The sequence below is a fragment of the Pseudomonas auratipiscis genome, assembly GCF_036324085.1.
Classification (GTDB): domain Bacteria; phylum Pseudomonadota; class Gammaproteobacteria; order Pseudomonadales; family Pseudomonadaceae; genus Aquipseudomonas; species Aquipseudomonas auratipiscis.
Map to the genome: position 1 here is coordinate 75,342 of NZ_JAZDCU010000017.1, position 17,119 is coordinate 92,460.

General features: G+C 56.6%; 16 protein-coding genes, 1 tRNA gene and 2 pseudogenes. 12 read left to right on the top strand and 7 right to left on the bottom strand.

The window, feature by feature from the left end; genetic code table 11:
- The first annotated feature begins 14 nt into the window (after positions 1 to 14).
- From V0R60_RS20955 to V0R60_RS20980, 6 genes are all read left to right on the top strand, one after another.
- Entirely contained in the window at positions 15 to 770 is a 756-nt protein-coding gene (locus tag V0R60_RS20955) for a fimbria/pilus periplasmic chaperone (RefSeq protein WP_330080630.1), read from the top strand.
- 32 nt (positions 771 to 802) lie between these two features.
- Positions 803 to 1,375 (top strand): fimbrial protein, encoded by a 573-nt coding sequence (locus V0R60_RS20960; protein WP_136476963.1) that lies wholly within the window; start codon positions 803 to 805, stop codon positions 1,373 to 1,375.
- Positions 1,368 to 1,868, top strand: a complete 501-nt coding sequence (locus tag V0R60_RS20965) for a fimbrial protein (RefSeq protein WP_330080631.1) — start codon at positions 1,368 to 1,370, stop codon at positions 1,866 to 1,868. Before V0R60_RS20960 ends, V0R60_RS20965 begins: the two co-directional genes overlap by 8 nt.
- The gene (locus V0R60_RS20970) at positions 1,865 to 2,368 is read left to right on the top strand and encodes a fimbrial protein (RefSeq protein ID WP_136476965.1); all 504 of its coding nucleotides are present in this window, start codon (positions 1,865 to 1,867) and stop codon (positions 2,366 to 2,368) included. Before V0R60_RS20965 ends, V0R60_RS20970 begins: the two co-directional genes overlap by 4 nt.
- Positions 2,369 to 2,376: 8 nt before the next feature.
- A complete protein-coding gene (locus V0R60_RS20975) occupies positions 2,377 to 2,910 on the top strand; it encodes a fimbrial protein (RefSeq protein ID WP_136476966.1) in 534 nt (177 codons plus the stop codon).
- A 149-nt stretch (positions 2,911 to 3,059) separates the two neighbouring features.
- Positions 3,060 to 3,524, top strand: a complete 465-nt coding sequence (locus tag V0R60_RS20980; protein WP_136476967.1) for a hypothetical protein — start codon at positions 3,060 to 3,062, stop codon at positions 3,522 to 3,524.
- A 722-nt stretch (positions 3,525 to 4,246) separates the two neighbouring features.
- Here the strand turns inward: V0R60_RS20980 and V0R60_RS20985 are convergent.
- Positions 4,247 to 4,837 carry an MrpH family fimbial adhesin gene (locus tag V0R60_RS20985; RefSeq protein ID WP_330080632.1) on the bottom strand — a complete coding sequence of 197 codons (591 nt, stop codon included), beginning with the start codon at positions 4,835 to 4,837 and terminating at the stop codon, positions 4,247 to 4,249.
- Between the two features lie 955 nt (positions 4,838 to 5,792).
- Between V0R60_RS20985 and V0R60_RS20990 the strand changes: the two genes are divergently transcribed.
- Positions 5,793 to 6,632, top strand: coding sequence for an MrpH family fimbial adhesin (locus tag V0R60_RS20990; RefSeq protein ID WP_136476969.1), 840 nt, complete (start codon positions 5,793 to 5,795; stop codon positions 6,630 to 6,632).
- A gap of 246 nt (positions 6,633 to 6,878) precedes the next feature.
- Here V0R60_RS20990 and V0R60_RS27155 read toward each other — a convergent pair.
- The 3 genes and pseudogenes from V0R60_RS27155 to V0R60_RS21005 all read right to left on the bottom strand — a co-directional run.
- Positions 6,879 to 7,124: pseudogene (locus tag V0R60_RS27155) on the bottom strand (outer membrane protein transport protein); the annotation flags it as partial.
- Between the two features lie 251 nt (positions 7,125 to 7,375).
- Positions 7,376 to 8,464 carry a polyamine ABC transporter substrate-binding protein gene (locus V0R60_RS21000; protein WP_330080633.1) on the bottom strand — a complete coding sequence of 363 codons (1,089 nt, stop codon included), beginning with the start codon at positions 8,462 to 8,464 and terminating at the stop codon, positions 7,376 to 7,378.
- Positions 8,465 to 8,505: 41 nt separating this feature from the next.
- Positions 8,506 to 9,807, bottom strand: a complete 1,302-nt coding sequence (locus V0R60_RS21005; RefSeq protein ID WP_136476971.1) for an NAD(P)/FAD-dependent oxidoreductase — start codon at positions 9,805 to 9,807, stop codon at positions 8,506 to 8,508.
- A gap of 135 nt (positions 9,808 to 9,942) precedes the next feature.
- Between V0R60_RS21005 and V0R60_RS21010 the strand changes: the two genes are divergently transcribed.
- Complete coding sequence (locus tag V0R60_RS21010; protein ID WP_136476972.1) at positions 9,943 to 10,863, top strand: LysR family transcriptional regulator; 921 nt, start codon at positions 9,943 to 9,945, stop codon at positions 10,861 to 10,863.
- A gap of 279 nt (positions 10,864 to 11,142) precedes the next feature.
- Here V0R60_RS21010 and V0R60_RS21020 read toward each other — a convergent pair.
- Positions 11,143 to 11,340: pseudogene (locus tag V0R60_RS21020) on the bottom strand (site-specific integrase); the annotation flags it as partial.
- A gap of 136 nt (positions 11,341 to 11,476) precedes the next feature.
- Positions 11,477 to 11,550, bottom strand: a tRNA-Cys gene (locus V0R60_RS21025).
- A gap of 310 nt (positions 11,551 to 11,860) precedes the next feature.
- Between V0R60_RS21025 and alkB the strand changes: the two genes are divergently transcribed.
- The 4 genes from alkB (at position 11,861) to V0R60_RS21045 (ending at position 16,270) form a co-directional block, all read left to right on the top strand.
- Positions 11,861 to 12,514 (top strand): DNA oxidative demethylase AlkB, encoded by a 654-nt coding sequence (gene alkB, locus V0R60_RS21030; protein WP_203481236.1) that lies wholly within the window; start codon positions 11,861 to 11,863, stop codon positions 12,512 to 12,514.
- Positions 12,515 to 12,618: 104 nt separating this feature from the next.
- Positions 12,619 to 13,614, top strand: coding sequence for an alpha/beta hydrolase (locus V0R60_RS21035; protein WP_218571403.1), 996 nt, complete (start codon positions 12,619 to 12,621; stop codon positions 13,612 to 13,614).
- The gene (locus V0R60_RS21040) at positions 13,611 to 14,216 is read left to right on the top strand and encodes a class I SAM-dependent methyltransferase (RefSeq protein WP_330080634.1); all 606 of its coding nucleotides are present in this window, start codon (positions 13,611 to 13,613) and stop codon (positions 14,214 to 14,216) included. The genes V0R60_RS21035 and V0R60_RS21040 overlap by 4 nt, the downstream gene beginning before the upstream one ends.
- A gap of 113 nt (positions 14,217 to 14,329) precedes the next feature.
- On the top strand, positions 14,330 to 16,270 hold the full coding sequence (locus V0R60_RS21045) for a DNA topoisomerase III (protein WP_330080635.1): 1,941 nt from the start codon (positions 14,330 to 14,332) through the stop codon (positions 16,268 to 16,270).
- A gap of 13 nt (positions 16,271 to 16,283) precedes the next feature.
- Here V0R60_RS21045 and V0R60_RS21050 read toward each other — a convergent pair whose 3' ends face one another.
- Complete coding sequence (locus V0R60_RS21050) at positions 16,284 to 17,108, bottom strand: class I SAM-dependent methyltransferase (RefSeq protein WP_330080636.1); 825 nt, start codon at positions 17,106 to 17,108, stop codon at positions 16,284 to 16,286.
- Between the last annotated feature and the right edge of the window lie 11 nt (positions 17,109 to 17,119).

Below are 17,119 nucleotides of genomic sequence, written 5' to 3' on the forward strand. Positions count from 1 at the left end.
CAACAGGTACCTGTATGAAAACTCGCTTCAACCGCAACACACTGACCTTGCTGGCCCTGTTCGGCTCCTGCGCGGCGCAACCCAGCCTGGCCGCCGTATCGCTGGATCGCACCCGCGTTATTTTTACTGGTGGCGAAAAATCGGTCAGCCTCAGCGTGAGCAACCAGAACAACCAGTTGCCCTATCTGGCCCAGGCCTGGGTCGAGAACGAACAATCCGAGAAAATCACCAGTCCGCTGGTGGTTGTACCGCCGATCCAGCGCTTGGAAGCCGGGGCCAGCAGCCAGGTAAAAATCCAGGGCCTTCCGGAACTGGGCCAACTGCCACAGGACCGTGAATCGCTGTTCTACTTCAACCTGCGCGAAATTCCACCACGCAGTGATAAACCTAATACCTTGCAAATTGCCCTGCAAACGCGAGTGAAGCTGTTTTATCGACCCGCGGCGATCGCCCCCCGAGCCGGCGTCAACGAAGCCCCCTGGCAGGAAAAACTGACCCTAACTCGGCAGAACGACCGCTATTTGGTGAACAACCCAACGCCCTACTACATCACGCTGATCGATGCCGCGCCAGACCTCAAGGCCGCCAGCTCAAGCCAGTTCAAACCTTTGATGGTCAGCCCGAACGGCCAGCTCGATCTGGGCATGAGTAGTAAGGCGTTGGGCGAGAAGCCGGTGCTGACTTACGTCAACGACTACGGCGGACGCCCGCAACTGCAGTTCAGTTGTGCGGCAAATAGCTGCACCGCCAGCCCCGTTGGCAACCGCTGACATCCGATGACCTATTCCAGTGAGGGCAAAACATGATCCCTGGATCCCGTAGCTGCCTTGTAACCTTGCTCTGTAGCGCCAGTGTCTCGACTTACGCCGCTGACAACCCTACGCATTCGGCCGAATTCCAGGTCACCGGCACTTTGCTTGAAAGCGCCTGCTACCTGGATCCCAGCTCCGCCTACCAAACCTTGGCACTCGGCGACCTGAGCACTACTCGCCTGCTGCGCTTGGGCGACCAGGGAACACCCATGGCCCTGCACTTGAAGCTGCAAGGCTGTGTGCGTAGCGACGGCGGTCGACGTGATAGCCAGCATGGCACCCTGGTTTGGAGCTCGATCGAGCCGGTGGTGGAACTCATCTTCAACGCGGTATCCGACCCCGACACACCTGAACTGATTAAAGTAGTCGGCGCCGAGGGTTTCGGCCTACGTCTGCTCGATGTTCAGGGCAACGACGTACGATTAGGCCGGGTCGCCCCCGCATGGTTCGTCTCGCCCGGCGCCAGCCAGCTGACCTATTACATCCGACCTGAGCGCACCGCGGCGTTTCTGCGCCCAGGCGCCTTCCGGGCCAGCCTAAATGTGAACCTGGCGTATGACTAAGCCCACTGTAATGACTGTCGCACGTCTCGCATTGCTGGGACTGCTGCTTGGCTATGCATCCTTGGCACCTGCTGCAGAGCAGCAGATCCTAACGATCAAAGGTGTTATCTATGCAGCAATTCCTTGCGTCATCAATAAAAATGCACCGATCAGCGCACCGTTTGGCGATGTGCAGACTGCCCGCATCGATGGTAATTACAAAACCATCACCTTGGAGTACACCCTCGACTGTACCCGCTCGGTGACCAATGAACTACGGATGCAGGTTCGCGGTAATCGAAGTTTCGACCCCGCGCTACTGATGGTGCCGGGCTACGACAGCCTTGCCATCGCCCTTAAAATGAACGGCTACCGGTTTGTGCTCAATACCTGGGCTGACTTCGACGCCAACAAAAAACCGGTGCTGCAAGCGGTGCTAGTCAAACGAGAAAACAGGGAAGTCGAAGCCGGCGTGTTCAAGGCCAGCGCGACGTTGGTGGTGGACTATCGATGAACATCCTGCACCGCACATTGACAATACTGTCCATGACCGCTCTGCCCCTGTCATGCGTTGAAGCGGACAACATACAGTTCACTGGTAACCTGCAAGCCCCGCCCGGTTGCACCGTCAGCGACAAGAACGGGCGAATTGATGTGCGGTTCCAGAGCAATATCGCTGTCAATCGCATTGACGGCGATCGCTACCGCCAATCGATTCCATACCAAATCGAATGCCCGGGGGCGTCCGGTACTGGCGTCAACTGGCACATGCGCTTAACCCTCAAAGGTGACTACGCACATTTCGATCCTGCTGCACTAAAAACCTCGGAGAATGACCTCGGCATTAAGGTGCTACTCGGCGGGACCCCGCTGATTCCCAATCAACCTCGCGAGATCGATGTCAACGCATCTACACCCCCTGTGCTGGAAGCCGTGCCGGTAAAGCTCACTGGTGCGGCGTTGCCTAGCACCCACTTCACCGCTTCGGCGCTACTGATGGCCGAACTCTATTAGGAGGACCTATGGGCAAGTGGGCCGTGACCCTGATCGGTTGGTTAGCCGCCAGCTTGTGGTGGCCGCCAGTATATGCGGCAGAAGACAACCTGTACTTCTCCGGCACGTTGGTGAACGAGCCTTGCGTACTGGCCGAGGAGGACAACTTAATCAAACTGGACTTTAACAACGTGGTGAATAAGGAACTTTACCTTAACGGCAGAACCAAAGGTCTCCCCATCAAGCTGCGTCTGAAAAATTGCGATCTTGACGTCGGCAATCACAGCGTAAAAATCACTTTCAGCGGTGATGAAAGCAGCGAACCACCGGGCTTTTTGGTGCTGCAAAGCGCCACGGTGAAGGGCCTGATGGTCGGGCTGGAGACGACGACTGGCACTGCCCTGCCGTTAAACCAGACCCACTCGATGGGCGAGTTGACCAGTGGAAACACCACGCTCAATTTCAATGCTTATCTGCAAGGCGAACCTGAGGTATTAGCCAGTCGCACGCTCGGCGAGGGTGAATTCGCAGCGGCCCTGACCTTCGCCCTCAGTTACGAGTAATTACCCATAAGCAGTTCTTTTTAACCCGGCGCTGGCCAGGTCACGGGTTTTGTAGATGCGCTTACGTATCCGGCGTATTCAAAGATGGATGGTTAGGGATCACAACCTGGCACAAGCGCTCTTGTTATTTGACCCTCTCTGCTGTGTTGATGTCTGCAAATGCCAATGGGCAAGACGTTATCTGGATCGGGAAACCTGCGGCCGAAGATTACATACCCTTCAACGTGCACAAGGCCGTCGAGCAATATGCCGAGCTGGGTCAGCAGATAGCGCAGTTCGAGCTACAGATCGAAGAAGCTCGAGGTGCGTACTTTGATGCTTCCACTGGCAATCGCGAGGCCGCTGGAGACAAATTTGGAGAGATACTCTTTCAGAAAGATATGCTGATTGCCTGGCCGCGAGTGGCTGGCAATGACGGCTCAGCGAGCTTAATGGCCAACCTCAATGCCCTCGCAAACAATGGTCGCCCACCCGATGGCGGCATTCCTCCAAGCGCCAGGGCGGCCTTCAACAACTGGGTAAACGCGTTGAGATTCAAGACCGGCGGCGGTCTGGGAATGACGCCCAATCCGATACAGGCTGCGGCCGCCCTCCAAGATGGCTCCAGCCTGTAAGAGTACGAAATGTACCGACGCCTAAGAGACCAGGCGGAATGGGATGAGTGGGAGTCTGGGCGCAATGGAGGGTTGCGCAAGTTACTCGAAAGCCATGTGGTAATCCCACGTACCTACTTCGGTGAAAACCCAATGAAAAGAGGGTTCGACCACCAAATCACCCAGCTTGAAAATAACATCCTGCAGTGTGAGTACACAGGTCGCCAAGTGGCCGGAACCGTATTCCACTTCTGGGAAGAAAACCCACCCGAAAATATCGCAATATTGATAGCAATGAACCCATGTGCTTTCGTGGGGTTGGCCGATCACGCGGTAAAGGAATGCCCTCCAGACAACCTACAAGCAAGCGCACTCGCCTCGGCGCAAATGAACGTGACCAAAAGACAAGGTGGCCCTGAAGGAAGTGCGGGACCGGCATCGCGAATGCAACATGGCCGTACGTCCGTCTTACGAACTTGATCAATCGCTACATATCTATCCGCACAAAACTAAAAACCCCGGAGAGGTTAGTCTGCGGGACTTTCAATCACAAAGGACGAAGTCGGAATCGAACCGGCGTAGACAGATAAAGTGTAGCCGCCGAAACGGGATTAACTTCTAAAATTGCTACCTTGTCAAATAGTTGGCAACGCAATTAGGAAACTTAATACCACTGCCGTAGGCTGCGAAAGTTTGGCAAAATGGCTGCCGTGCAGCTTGGTAAATAATTGCACCGAAACGGATTAGGGTGGAGAGACCGTGAGCACAGAAAATCCAGAAAAAGCACCAGGCCGAGCACTCCCTGCTGTGGTAAACAGCGTCGACTTGACGAGGATCGGCTTTGCAGGATTTTCTGACGCTGGAATATTAACTCCTTCTGCGCCATCTTGGTTATTAATTGTTATTTTTGAGTACAAGCCCTCATCACCTCTAAGTTTCACCACTGCTTTGTCATTACCACCGATAGCGACATTCACACTAGAAGGACCAGTGCAGGTTATATACATATGAGTCCATGCTTCATTCCCTTCAACCTTGGCATCACTTATATCACCATGATTTATTATTGGATTCCCCTGTATATCGCAAACCAACGCTGGCAATATTACAGGAGCGCATGGCCCCGTAGGCACTACAAAAGATATACCTCCCGGTTGATATTTTGACTCGGCAAAAGTAATACAGAAACTTTTGGATATCTTCCTATCTTTCGGAACAAATAGGCTCCCTTGAAGTGGAATTGAAAAACCGCCCCTTGCTTCCAACTGCTTACGGACCTCTGCCATCGAAGCATTTGGCTTGAGATGCTGCCAGTTGTAATCAGAACTGTACACTACATCTTCCCAATTTCCCGAACCCTTATATTGCGCCCCCACTATACTAACGCCACATGTACTAAATGTTAAATCGTTACATATCTTATCACCACCCTCCCAAGCAGTAACCGTAAAAAAAAATCGCCTCCCCCCAACTTCGTATTGGCTCCCAGTCGACACAATCGAGATAGCACAAGTGACATTCGACATAAACCCGAGCACAATAAATACTAGAACCTTATGGAAGAATTTATCTTTCAAAATATTAGACCTGCAAGGATGATCAGGAATGGTAGTCGCCCTGTCCGCACCAATATCTAGGATCCTTCCGAACGATCTGTAGGAATTTTCCCAGAGGCCACCAACGCGCCTTACAAAGCGGTCCCAGGCGATAGCTCATCGCTCCATCGGGCTAAGTGACCTTGATACATCATTAACCATGGCATTGAGTTTCGAATAGATTCATGTAGGGTGCGCCCTAGCTTGGTGCGGTAGGCTCCAACCAATTACCTGCAATGCCTTCAACAAGATTGATGGCTGTTAAGCAGAGGGCATGCTCACACTACTTGCAAAAAGAGGCCCGACAGAGTTCAAGCACGATAACCGGCTGTTGAAAGGCGTTTATAGGAAACTTCTTACGAGCCTTAGGAGATTTCCTAGGGTGATTTGCTGCACTCGCCCATACACTAGTTTTAACTTACCCCCAGCCAGGTGGGAAAGCAACGGTCCATCGGGGCTTCTGGTGCTCTAAAGCGCCACAGTACAGGGCATGTTTGTAGCCCTGAAAACAACGAGCGGCACCGCCCTACCTTTAAACAAAAACCCACCGCATGAGCGTTCTGAATAGCGGTGACAACCTGCTCAGCTTCAATGCTTACCTGCAAGTGCAGCCGGAAACTCTTGCTGAGCACGCGATGGGGTTAGCTGATTTTGACGCGCCTCACACCTTCGCTTTAAGTTACGAGTACTCTCAATGAACAAATCTTTCGTATCTGCGCTAGGCACCATCGTAGCATCGCTGCTGTTGATTGGAGCAGCGCCCCTAGCACGGGCCTACAGTATCACCACAACAAATAGCAAATATGAATCAGGCGGGGTACGTTATTATTTCGAAGTAAGAAATTGGACAACTGGCGACACTGGCTATAGCCCTTGCGTATCGAGCGATCTACAATTGACTACTTGTCACATTTTCTTAGGTTTGAGGCTACCTGGATCGATGCTTTCTGTAGGAAAGGATTACGAATGGCGTTTCCCCATCCGCCGAGGCTCGTCTAATTTGGGCCAACTTCTTTCAGACCTCCAAGGTCAAGGTTTCAGTATACCCTTTAGCGGATCTATTCTAGTTCCTAGTGAATCCGCCAGCAATGACCTTTGCGTCGGATTTGGTTCTGCCCGTACCGGCGTCAACATCGCAGGCGGCATTGGCTATTTCGGCCCATGCATTTCAGTTGCCACCGCGACGGTTGACTGCAAGATTACAGGAAATACTACCATCGACCATAAAAGTCTAGCAGACAACGCATTGGACGGAGCGAAGGCGTCAACCCAACTCTATTTGCATTGTCAGGGTGTGACAACCGTGACCGTTTCAACATCAAGATCGAATTATAATGGCGTGATGCTAAGAAAGGACGGAAGTTTATATTCGAAGTTAACCATAAACGGCAAAGATGCGTTTACGGGAATAAATGTGCAAGTTTCGGGCGGCCAGTTCAGCCCACTTTCTATCACTTCAACATTGAAAAGTAACGGAACTGTCGCGCCTGGAGGTTTCTCAGCTTCCTCCGTGATCACCGTATCCCCCCTCTGACTTAGGCGTAGACAAAAACGCATGAGGCCTTCTGCGCTGAATCGTCACGGAGCACGGAACGTCAGCATTAGAACTGCCACGTGGCAGCGGCACCGAGAATGTGCAGGGCGGCATTGCGATAAGTGCCAGACAACGTGGTGCCTGAGCGCGCCTTGGTTTGCTCCACGTCCATGTCGCCAAACCAGACTGTGTGTACTCGGCGTGCACGTCAAGGCCCTGGTCAACTTGATAGTTGACCCCGGTAGCCAACCGCCAGGCTTCGCCCATAGGGTTGTCGACCGTGCGGTGTTTGTCGTCCACCGCAGAACTGTCGTAACCCAGGCCTAAGTTCAAGCGCAGGCGCGGATTGATCTGGTACTGCGTACCGACAGAGGCATGCCCGGTGTCTTTATATTCGCGATCGGCAGTACGACTGACGCCTAGGGCATCGACATTCACTCCAACGCCGATGTTGCCGAACTCGCTCCAGTCCTGCCAGCCGAGACTGCCCAATAGCTTCCATTGCGCATTGAGTTCGTGGGCAATACTGAACAGCGGTTTGTGGCACCGCCATCCCCAGCTCCAGCGACTCTGTACCCAAGCGGCTCAGTGCGCCATTGATGATAAGGTTGTCGACCCTGTCCACATCAGGCTTGTCCTTAAACTTCAGGTCGATCTTGCTGACTCATGTCAGAAGTAGACGAGGTGGGATGTGGCCTCTTTTTCAAAAGAGCCGCATTCACTCGCGGCGGATGGCCGTGATATCACTTTCCACTCGTCACTCTGGTCCACAATCGGGTATTAAAGCGCATACCGGCCGGCGACAAAGTCTTTATCGGGAATAGCGAATCAAGGATCGATTCCGGTGGGTAGATCGCTGGATTGTCCCGCAACTCAGGCTTGATGAATTCCAGCGACGCCGCGTTTCCATTCGGGTAATTCACTGCATTGCTGATATTAGCGATCACCTGAGGCTCCAACAGGTAGTTCAAGTATGCAGACCCATTCTGCCGATGCGGAGCCCCCTTCGGCATCACTACCATGTCCACCGCCACGGTCGAACCTTCATGGGGAATGCTGTAGCCCACATCTACTCCGTTCCCGGCCTGTTTGGCACTGCCCATGGCCTGCAACACGTCGCCACTGAAACCGATGGCCACGCAGATATTGCCGTTGGCCAGGTCGCTCACGTACTTAGATTGGTGGAAGTAACTGATGTAAGGCCGCACCGCCAGCAACGTCGCCTCAGCCTTCTTCAGGTCTTCAGGGTTCTCGCTATGCGGATCCAGGCCCAATGCCTTAAGGGTGATGGAAACGATCTGCGTTGGGTTGTCGAGGAACGCCACGCCACACCGGCTGAGCTTCTGGATGTTTTCTGGCTTGAGCAGCAGGTCCCAAGATTGGGTCACCTCGGTGCTGCCGAAGATCGCCTTGATCTTCTCCACGTTGTAGCCAATGCCGGTGGTCACCCACATGTACGGAATCGCGTATCGGTTGCCCGGGTCGCTGGCCTCCAGGATCTTCATCAGCTTCGGATCAAGGTTATGCCAGTTGGGCAGTTGACTACGGTCCAGCTCCTCAATGGCCCCCGCCTTGATCAGGCGCGGCAGGAAGTGGTTCGAGGGGCTCACCAGGTCGTAACCGCTGTTGCCGGTCATCAGCTTGGCTTCTGTGGTCTCGTTGCTGTCGATCAGGTCGTAGGTGGTCTGGATGCCAGTGCGCCGGCTGAACTCGGCCAGGGTGTCATCGGCAATATAGCCGCTCCAGTTGGCGATATTGACCCGTTCTTCGGCGTGCGTTGCTGTAGCCAGCAGCGCTGAGGACAACAGGGCCACGCAAGTGTGCTTGATCATGGATTCGCTCTCTTGTTCTTGTTTGCAAGGTAATTGGAAAATCAGCGCTCGCCCTGGGCGCGGCGTACTTCCCAGGCCATGCGTACGCTGGCACCTAGGTCGAAAAAAGGCCGTGGCGGCAGGTAGCCCGGGCGAGCCTGGCCCAGCACATCACCCAGTAGGGGCGAGTCAGCTCCAATGGCCATATCCACCAGCAAGCGCCCCCACAAGGTGCCGCGGGCGACACCGGAGCCATTGCACCCAGCCACGGCATGCAGCCCGTCCTCGACCCGAGCGAAATACGGCTCGCCGGAGCGAGTCCCGCTGAGGTGACCAGTCCAGGTGTATTCGAGATCTTGCTCCGTGATGCCCGGGAAGCGCTTCTGCAGGCCCAGTAGGTGTTCGCGCTGGCGCACGGCCAGGCCAGCGGCATCGATGTCGCGGTGGCGATATTCCACGGTGTTGCGGATCAACAGCCGGCGCTCCGGCAGCAGGCGCAAGGTGCAGCCACCAGGCAAGGTGGACAGCACGCCCCAACCCTGCGCGTCGAACAACTGCTGCCAATGCCCTTCGGTAAGCGGACGGGTGATGCTGGCGCTCAGTTCTAGTGGGAAGGTGCCGCTGCGCTTGAGGCCAACCCTTGGCAGGAATGCGCCCACACACAGCAGCACCTGCCGGGCCTGCACTTCGCCAGTTTCGGTTTTCGCGGTCCAGCCTTTGTCGGGGCGACGGCGCAGGTCGGTGACGGCGCTGTGCTCGAAGATTTCCACCTGTTCCGGCAGGCTGTCGGCCAAACCTTTGACGTAGCGGGCCGGCTGCATCAGCCCGTTGCCACCCGCGCAGTGGATGGCGCGGGCATAAAACGACGTGCCCAGGCGCTGCTGCAGAGGCGCGCCTTCGAAGAACTGCACCTGGGCGCCCACAGACGCCAGGGTTTCCAGCGCCTTCTCGACTTGCTGCAGGTGCGCCGGTTCGTGCACCGCGAAGTGGTAGCCGTTGTCACTGAGTTCGCAGTCCAGCTTCAGCTCGGCGATGCGTCGACGCACTTCCTCCCCAGCCGCGACGCCAATGCGCGACGCAACCTGATAGCCGGCGAAGCCGGCCGTGCCGATCAGTTCGCCAGCGCCAGGCAGCTCGTGGCTGACCACAAACCCGGAATTGCGCGCCGACGCGCCTTGGGCGACGCGCTGGCGGTCCAGCAGCACCACCCGTTGCGACGGAAATCGCCGCGCCAGGGTATGGGCCGCCGAGAGGCCGGTGATGCCACCGCCGATGATCAGCCAGTCGACCTGTTGCGTGCCTTCAAGGCGCGGCTTTACCGGCGACTCTCCAGCTAGAGCGATCCAGCCACAGTGGTTGTTCATTGTCAGTCACTCCTTCACAATCGATGCGCAGGCGTGATTGACAAGGTACTCGGTAGCCCGCTGCATTCCTTTAATCTACGGGCATAATGCCGAGCTTTCTAACGCTAATAAATCATCCATCTATTCGGAATTTGCATGGATAGAAACCTTCGCACGCCCTCGCTGCAAGCGCTGCAGGCGCTGGTCCAGGTGGCGGACACCCGCAACTTCACTGAAGCCGCCCGCCAGCTGCACTTGACTCAGAGCGCGATCAGCCGACAGATACAGCAGTTGGAGGAGCACTACCAGACAGTGCTGTTCGACCGCACCAGCCGCAAGGTAGCGCTGACCGAGCACGGTCGCGAGGTATACGAGGTGGCGCGGGACCTGCTCAAGTCCCTGCGCACGCTGGAACAGCGCCTGGCTCCAGCGCCCTTAGACCGTCCTTTCCGCATCCGGATATTTGTATCCCTTGCGGTACGCTGGCTATTGCCGCGGCTGAGTTCGTTCTATGCGGTGAACCCCGGACTGACCCTGTCCATCGAGACCGTCAGCGGGGAACTGGTGGATGAAGGCGGCGATTGCGATGCCTATGTCTTGTACTTGCCTGGCGGCCTAGACGATCGTCGACTGACGCCCCTGTTCGACGAATACTTAATCCCGGTGTGCGCTGCGCAGCTAAACGACGGACGCGCCCCACCCTGCTCGGCCGAGGCACTGGGCGGGCACTCACTGATCCATGGTTCCACTTCACGCGGCGAATGGAACTTGTGGCTCAAGGCGCAGAAGAACTTGCCGGCGCACAGCTACCAGCACCTGCTTTTCAACCTCGACGATCTGGCGCTGGACGCCGCTGCCCGTGGCCTGGGCATCGCCATGACCGACCGCATGTTGGCCCACGACGCTGTCGTGCGCGGTGATCTAGTGGTGCCCTTCGGCGAAGCACTGAAGACCGGCGGTGTGTATGCCCTGTGGCTACGGGACAGCGGTGTTGCTCATCCCGCGTGCCAAGCAGTGTTGAATTGGTTTGAGGAGCAGGTGGAGCAGACCGTGCAGCCGCGAAAGGGTCTACGGTAATTGTTCAGACCAACGCAGAGTTGGCGCATTAGCGCCCGCCTGTCCCCATGGTTTGGAGTAAGCAATTGACCATTCGCTATAGGTCGTAGCAGGACGCTTCTATCGAGCTACTTTCGACCCATCTCGACCCTGCTCCTAGACGCTCGCAACCTTCCCCAACCCGCTTGAAAAATCTCAAGGCTTATTTCAGAACACCCCCTAGTGCATCGGGGGTCCAGTTCAGAATCATCAACTCACCAGTGAGCTCTGCCTTGCCTTGCCGCTGGTTGGTCGTTGTGTATCCAACGCTTCGGTCAAGGTCGTGCTTTCCGCCTCGCGCATATCAACGAATCTTGCCCGCGACATATCACCCTCGATCTCGGCCGCCTAGCGCTGGGCCTCTGCCTTGGTGTCAAAGGTACCGGAAAGTTGGGGGTATCCCTTTCGGCGGATCTTTGCCCGCCATGCGCCGCCTGGACGCTGTTCATAAGTGGCCATGCTGCGGAATTTGCCGGGGACATGTGGGACACGCAATTTCCTTTGGTGTCCCAAATTTGTCCCAAACCCAGATGGCCGTAACAATCCGCAGGCATGAAAAAACCCCGCAGACGTTAATCTGCGGGGCTTTCAATAATGGAGGCCGAGGTCGGAATCGAACCGGCGTAGACGGATTTGCAATCCGGAGCATAACCACTTTGCTACTCGGCCTCAAATGCCCGAAACCCTTGAACAAGCGATCTCAAACATATACAACTCTTTAAGGAAATAACTCATTACAACTGCTATCCCCTTGAAAACGCTGAGCTTTTCAGCTGCCTCGTTTTCGATGGACGCAATTATGTACTCATTCGTTTGAGCTGGCAAGCCCTTGAATTCAAAAAGTTTATTTTTTTCCTCAACACGGCACGACGAGCCTGGGTACACGGACCATACCCCTGAAACCAAGGTCACGCACCACTGCAAAAGGGTCTTATCATAGTGCCTCCCCCTCTGCCTGCCTGATCAACTGTCGTCGACCATGCAAACCGAACTGGATCTTTTCGACCCCGAAAGCCCGCTGCCGCCCCAGTGGGTTGCCGCGCAGGCTGTTGTTTTGCCCGGGTTTGCCTTGCCCCAGGTTGAGGTGATGCTCCCTCTGTTGCGTCACGTGGTCGCTCAGGCTCCGTTTCGCCACATGCTGACACCAGGTGGCCTGAAAATGGCGGTTGGGCTAACTAACTGTGGCGCGTTGGGATGGGTCAGTGACCGCCAGGGCTACCGCTACAGCCCGGTCGATCCGCTGAGCAATCGCCCGTGGCCGGAATTGCCTGGTGTACTACTAGAACTGGCCAGTCGTGCAGCGCTGGTGGCCGGGTTCACTGACTTCCAGCCTGATGCCTGCCTGGTCAACTGCTATCGCCCCGGCAATCGCTTGAGCCTGCATCAAGACCGCGACGAGCGCGACTTCACTCAACCCATCGTGTCGGTGTCGCTGGGGTTGCCCGCAGTGTTCCTCTTGGGTGGGCATAGCCGTAGTGAACCCACTCAGCGTATTGGTCTACGCCACGGCGATGTACTGGTCTGGGGTGGCGATGATCGGCTGCGCTTTCATGGGGTATTGCCGCTCAAAGCCGGCGCACATCCCCAGTTGGGCAGCCTGCGGATCAACCTGACCCTGCGCAAGGCTGGGTGACGGCAACCGTCTTGCACCTCTCTTCCTTTACCTCTACAGTCCTGTGCGCTCACACAATCAATAATGAGAATTGCTACTAGCACCTGACAGGAGTCGCGGTGGAGATGCAACGGATTAAGGAACTCGCAGCCGTGCTGGCTCTCTCGCTGCCTCTCACCGCTGCTGCATCAATGAAAGAAACAGCGATCCAGATTTCAGGCCCTCAAGGGCCGCTTGCGGGCAGCTTGCTCTCCAGCGAGCGCAATGCTGCGGTAGTGATCATTGTTGCGGGCTCCGGCCCCACCGATCGCAACGGCAACAGTCGTGAAACTGGCCTCACCCCCTGGACCTACAAGATGCTGGCTCAAGGCTTGGCTACACAGGGAATTGCCAGTTTGCGTTTCGACAAGCGCGCGGTGCGTGCCAGCGCCGGAGCGATTGTCGATATTAGCCAAATCATTATTGAAGATTACGCCAGCGACGTGCGAGCCTGGGCAGACCTGTTGCGCCAGCGCTTGCCTGGCACCCCGATCTGGATATTGGGCCATAGCCAAGGTGGCTTGATCGCCCTGCTGGCGGCACAGGACAACCCAACTATCCACGGCGTGGTCCTCGTCGCCACTGCGGGGCGCAGCCTCGATCAAGTAATGGTCGAGCAACTGCAAAGACACCCTGAATACACCTCGCTCGTCGCGCCTGCGTCTTCAATACTGCGCCGTCTGAAAGCCGGCGAGCCAGTGGAAGACCAACACATAGTACCGGCGCTGCAGCCAATCATGCGCCGAGAGGTGCAAAGCTTGCTTATCAGTGAGCTGGCTCGCAACCCGGCACAACTCATTGCCCGCACCCCCCAACCGGTCCTGATTGTGCAGGGTGGCCAGGATTTGCAGATAACGCAAACCGACGCAAATTTGCTCAAGGCAGCGAAGCAAGATGCTCACCTGGTGATCCTTGAGCACGCTAACCATGTGCTCAAGGATGTGCCTGTTGATGATCGGCAGGCCAATTTTGCCGCCTATAGCAACCCGCAACTACCATTGGCCAAAGGCCTTATGCAGGCATTAAGCAGTTTCATTCTCGCCAAACAGCCTGCGCATGACCCGGAACCCCATCAACGATGAACGACGAAATCTCAAGCCAAGCCAACTACCACCTCGCCGCTCAAAAAATCCCTGTATATGCACACCTAAGGCAGGCTGTTGAACAGTGCTACTGGGCTGCCGGAAGCAGGGCAATTGACGTTGGTTGCGGTGCAGGTCGAGATAGCCGTTACCTGCTTGAGCAAGGCTTCGTTGTTCATGCCTTCGATCAAGATGCCAATGCACTGGCCCACCTGCAGGACCTCAATGCGCATCCTCGACTAAAGGTGCACCAAAGCAGCTTCGACGCCTTCGATTACCCGCAAGCCGATCTGATCACCGCTTGCTCCAGCCTGTTCTTCTGCCCTCCTCAGGTTTTCCCCGCGGTCTGGCAGAAAATAGTCCACGCCTTGCGGCCCAATGGCGTGTTCTGTGGTCATTTCATGGGGCCCGAAGACAGTTGGGCGCAACTACAGCCTAATGATTTGAGCGTTCATGAATATGAGCAGGTCGAGCAACTAATGCGTGGCTTCGAGGTGCTCGATGTATACGAGCACAATCAACCAGGACAAACCCTGCTTGGTAAACGCAAACACTGGCATAGCTGGTCGGTTCTGGCGCGCAAGACCGACCGCTGTGGGTGAACATCTTTTGCAGAAACACTTGACTGTATATACATACAGATAAAGCTTGCCAGCCCAGTCAATCCTGCGCATTCTATGCCTCACTCCAGCCATAGAATGACTTCAACGCCGGTATGCGTCTGTTTCTTTGCGAAAAGCCCTCCCAGGCCAAGGACATTGCCAAGGTTCTCGGCGCCAACCGCCGCGGCGATGGCTGCTGGGTTGGCACTGATGTCACCGTCACCTGGTGCATCGGCCACCTGCTGGAAACCGCCCCGCCCGACAGCTACGACGCTCGCTACAAACGTTGGGTACTGGCTGATCTGCCAATCATTCCAAGCCAGTGGAAGATGCTGGTAAAACCCAGAACCGCCAGTCAGTTCAAAGCTGTCAAACGCCTGCTGGGAGAGGCCCGAGAACTGGTGATCGCAACCGATGCCGACCGCGAGGGAGAAATGATTGCCCGGGAGCTGGTTGAGCATTGCCGCTACCGTGGGCCGATTCGCCGCCTGTGGCTGTCGGCACTCGATGATGCATCGATCCGCAAGGCCTTGGCTGCTCTCAAGCCAGGTAACGAGACATTCAGCCTTTACCATTCGGCATTGGGCCGCTCACGCGCGGACTGGCTGATCGGTATGAACATGAGCCGTTTGTTCACTCTGCTCGGCCGTCGATCTGGCTACCAGGGTGTTCTGCCCGTAGGTCGGGTGCAAACGCCAACATTACGTCTTGTAGTGGACCGTGACCGCAGCATCGCCGACTTCGTGCCGGTAGCATTCTGGGCCATTGATGTGGTGCTCGACAGTGCCGGAACGCGCTTCACTGCACAATGGCGCGCCAGCGAAGACACCTGTGATGACCAGGGCCGCTGTCTGAACCAGTCACTGGCGCAGCAGGCTGCCTCCGCGCTCAGCAATGCCGACTGTGCGCGGGTGATCAAAGTTGCTACCGAACGCGTGCGCGAAGCGGCTCCCCTGCCCTTCGACCTCGGCACCTTGCAGGAGCTGTGCTCAAAAAAACTCGGTCTCGGCGCCCAGGAAACCCTCGACATTGCCCAGGCGCTTTACGAAACCCACAAGCTGATCACCTACCCGCGCAGTGATTGCGGCTATCTGCCATTGAGCCAGCACGCCGAAGCTTCGAGCATCCTCGGTGCCTTGCTGCGCGCCGACTCCAGCCTGGCGCCGCTGCAACAGCACCTGCAGGCCCAACGCCGCTCAAGGGCCTGGAACGATGCCAAGGTCAGCGCCCACCACGGCATTATTCCCACCGCAGCAGCGAGCGATCCTTCGCGCTTGCCACCCAAGTACAAGGCGGTCTACACCTTGATTCGCGCCCGCTACCTGGCGCAGTTCCTGCCTAATCACGAGTACGACCGCACCCAGGCCGACTTTGATTGCGCAGGCCAGGCTTTGCGCGCAGTGGGCAAGCAGATTGTCGAACCGGGCTGGCGCCGCGCCCTGCCTGAAGCCTTGACCCCGGCCAAAGGTCGCGAAGCCCCGATTGCCCAGGTGTTGCCCGCCTTGCATCAAGGTCAGGATTGCGCAGTAGCCGAGGTCAACCTCAAGGACTTGTGGACCCAACCGCCGAAACCCTTCACCGAAGGCGACTTGATCAAGGCCATGAAAAACGTGGCCAAGCTGGTGGATGACCCACGCCTCAAGCAAAAGCTCAAGGACACCACCGGCATCGGTACCGAAGCCACCCGCGCAGGCATTATTCAGGGCCTGCTTGACCGTGGTTACCTGGTCAAACAGGGCAAGGCGCTGAGTGCTACACCCGCTGCGTTCAGTCTGATCGACGCGGTACCCCGGGCGATTGCCGACCCTGGTACCACGGCCATCTGGGAACAAGCGCTGGACATGGTCCAGAGCGGAGAGATGAGCCTGGAAGAGTTTGTCGCCAAACAGTCCGCCTGGATGAGCAAGCAAGTGGAGCGTTGCGCTGGATTGAGCCTGACCATCAGTGGCCCGGCGGTGCCGAAAACACCCTGGAAGAAAAAGCGCAAACGCAGCACCGCAACAGGTAAAACTGCGGCGAAAGCGCCACGCAAACCGCGGGCAAAAGCGCAGTAAAGCCGTGCGCTGATCAGCCCGCCTTTACCGCCTGCAGGGTATAGCTCAGGGGCAGACGCCAGGGGTCTTTATCCAGCGACCACTCTCCGGCCGAGTTCTTACTCATCTGTCCCGGCAAGGCCTCCCAGGGAATACTGTCGTGTTCCACCAGCGCGGTGATCTGCATGCCTTGGCGCAACAAGGCAGTAACCACTTCACCCAGGCCATGACTCCACTCATGGGTGACCGTTTCGCTAAGCGCTGTGTCGGTTTCGACATAGGTCTGGTCGCTGTCCCAGACCATCGGCGCTTGTCGCTCGAAATAGGGGTACTCGATCACCAATCGATCCTGGTAATCCTCATTGACCGCCAGCAGCATTGGATGACCTTCACGCAAGAACAAGCGCCCTCCCGGCTTGAGCAACGTCGCGACCGTTTGCGCCCAACGCTCGATGCTGGGTAACCAGATCAAGGCGCCGATGCCGGTGTAGACCAGGTCGAAAGCACCCGGGGCCAACACCGTATCGGCTGCGTAGACATCCGACTCGACGTATTCGATTGGCTGGTCGCAACGCTGGGCCAGGGCACGGGCCTGTGCCAGCGATTGCGCGGAAAAATCCAGCCCGCTCATCTGCGCCCCCAAGCGCGCCAGCGACAAGGTATCCGTACCGATATGACACTGCAGATGTACGGCGCGCAAACCGCTGATATCGCCAAGGCGCGGCAGGTCGAAACGTACCACTTGCGACAGGTGCCGAGGGTCGGCAATGAACTTGCCGACTTCATACTCTTCAGAGGCTGCGTGCAAAGAAGCTCGTTCATCCCAACTGCGGCGATTCAGGTCCATCGAGTCGCTCATGGCCGGCCTTC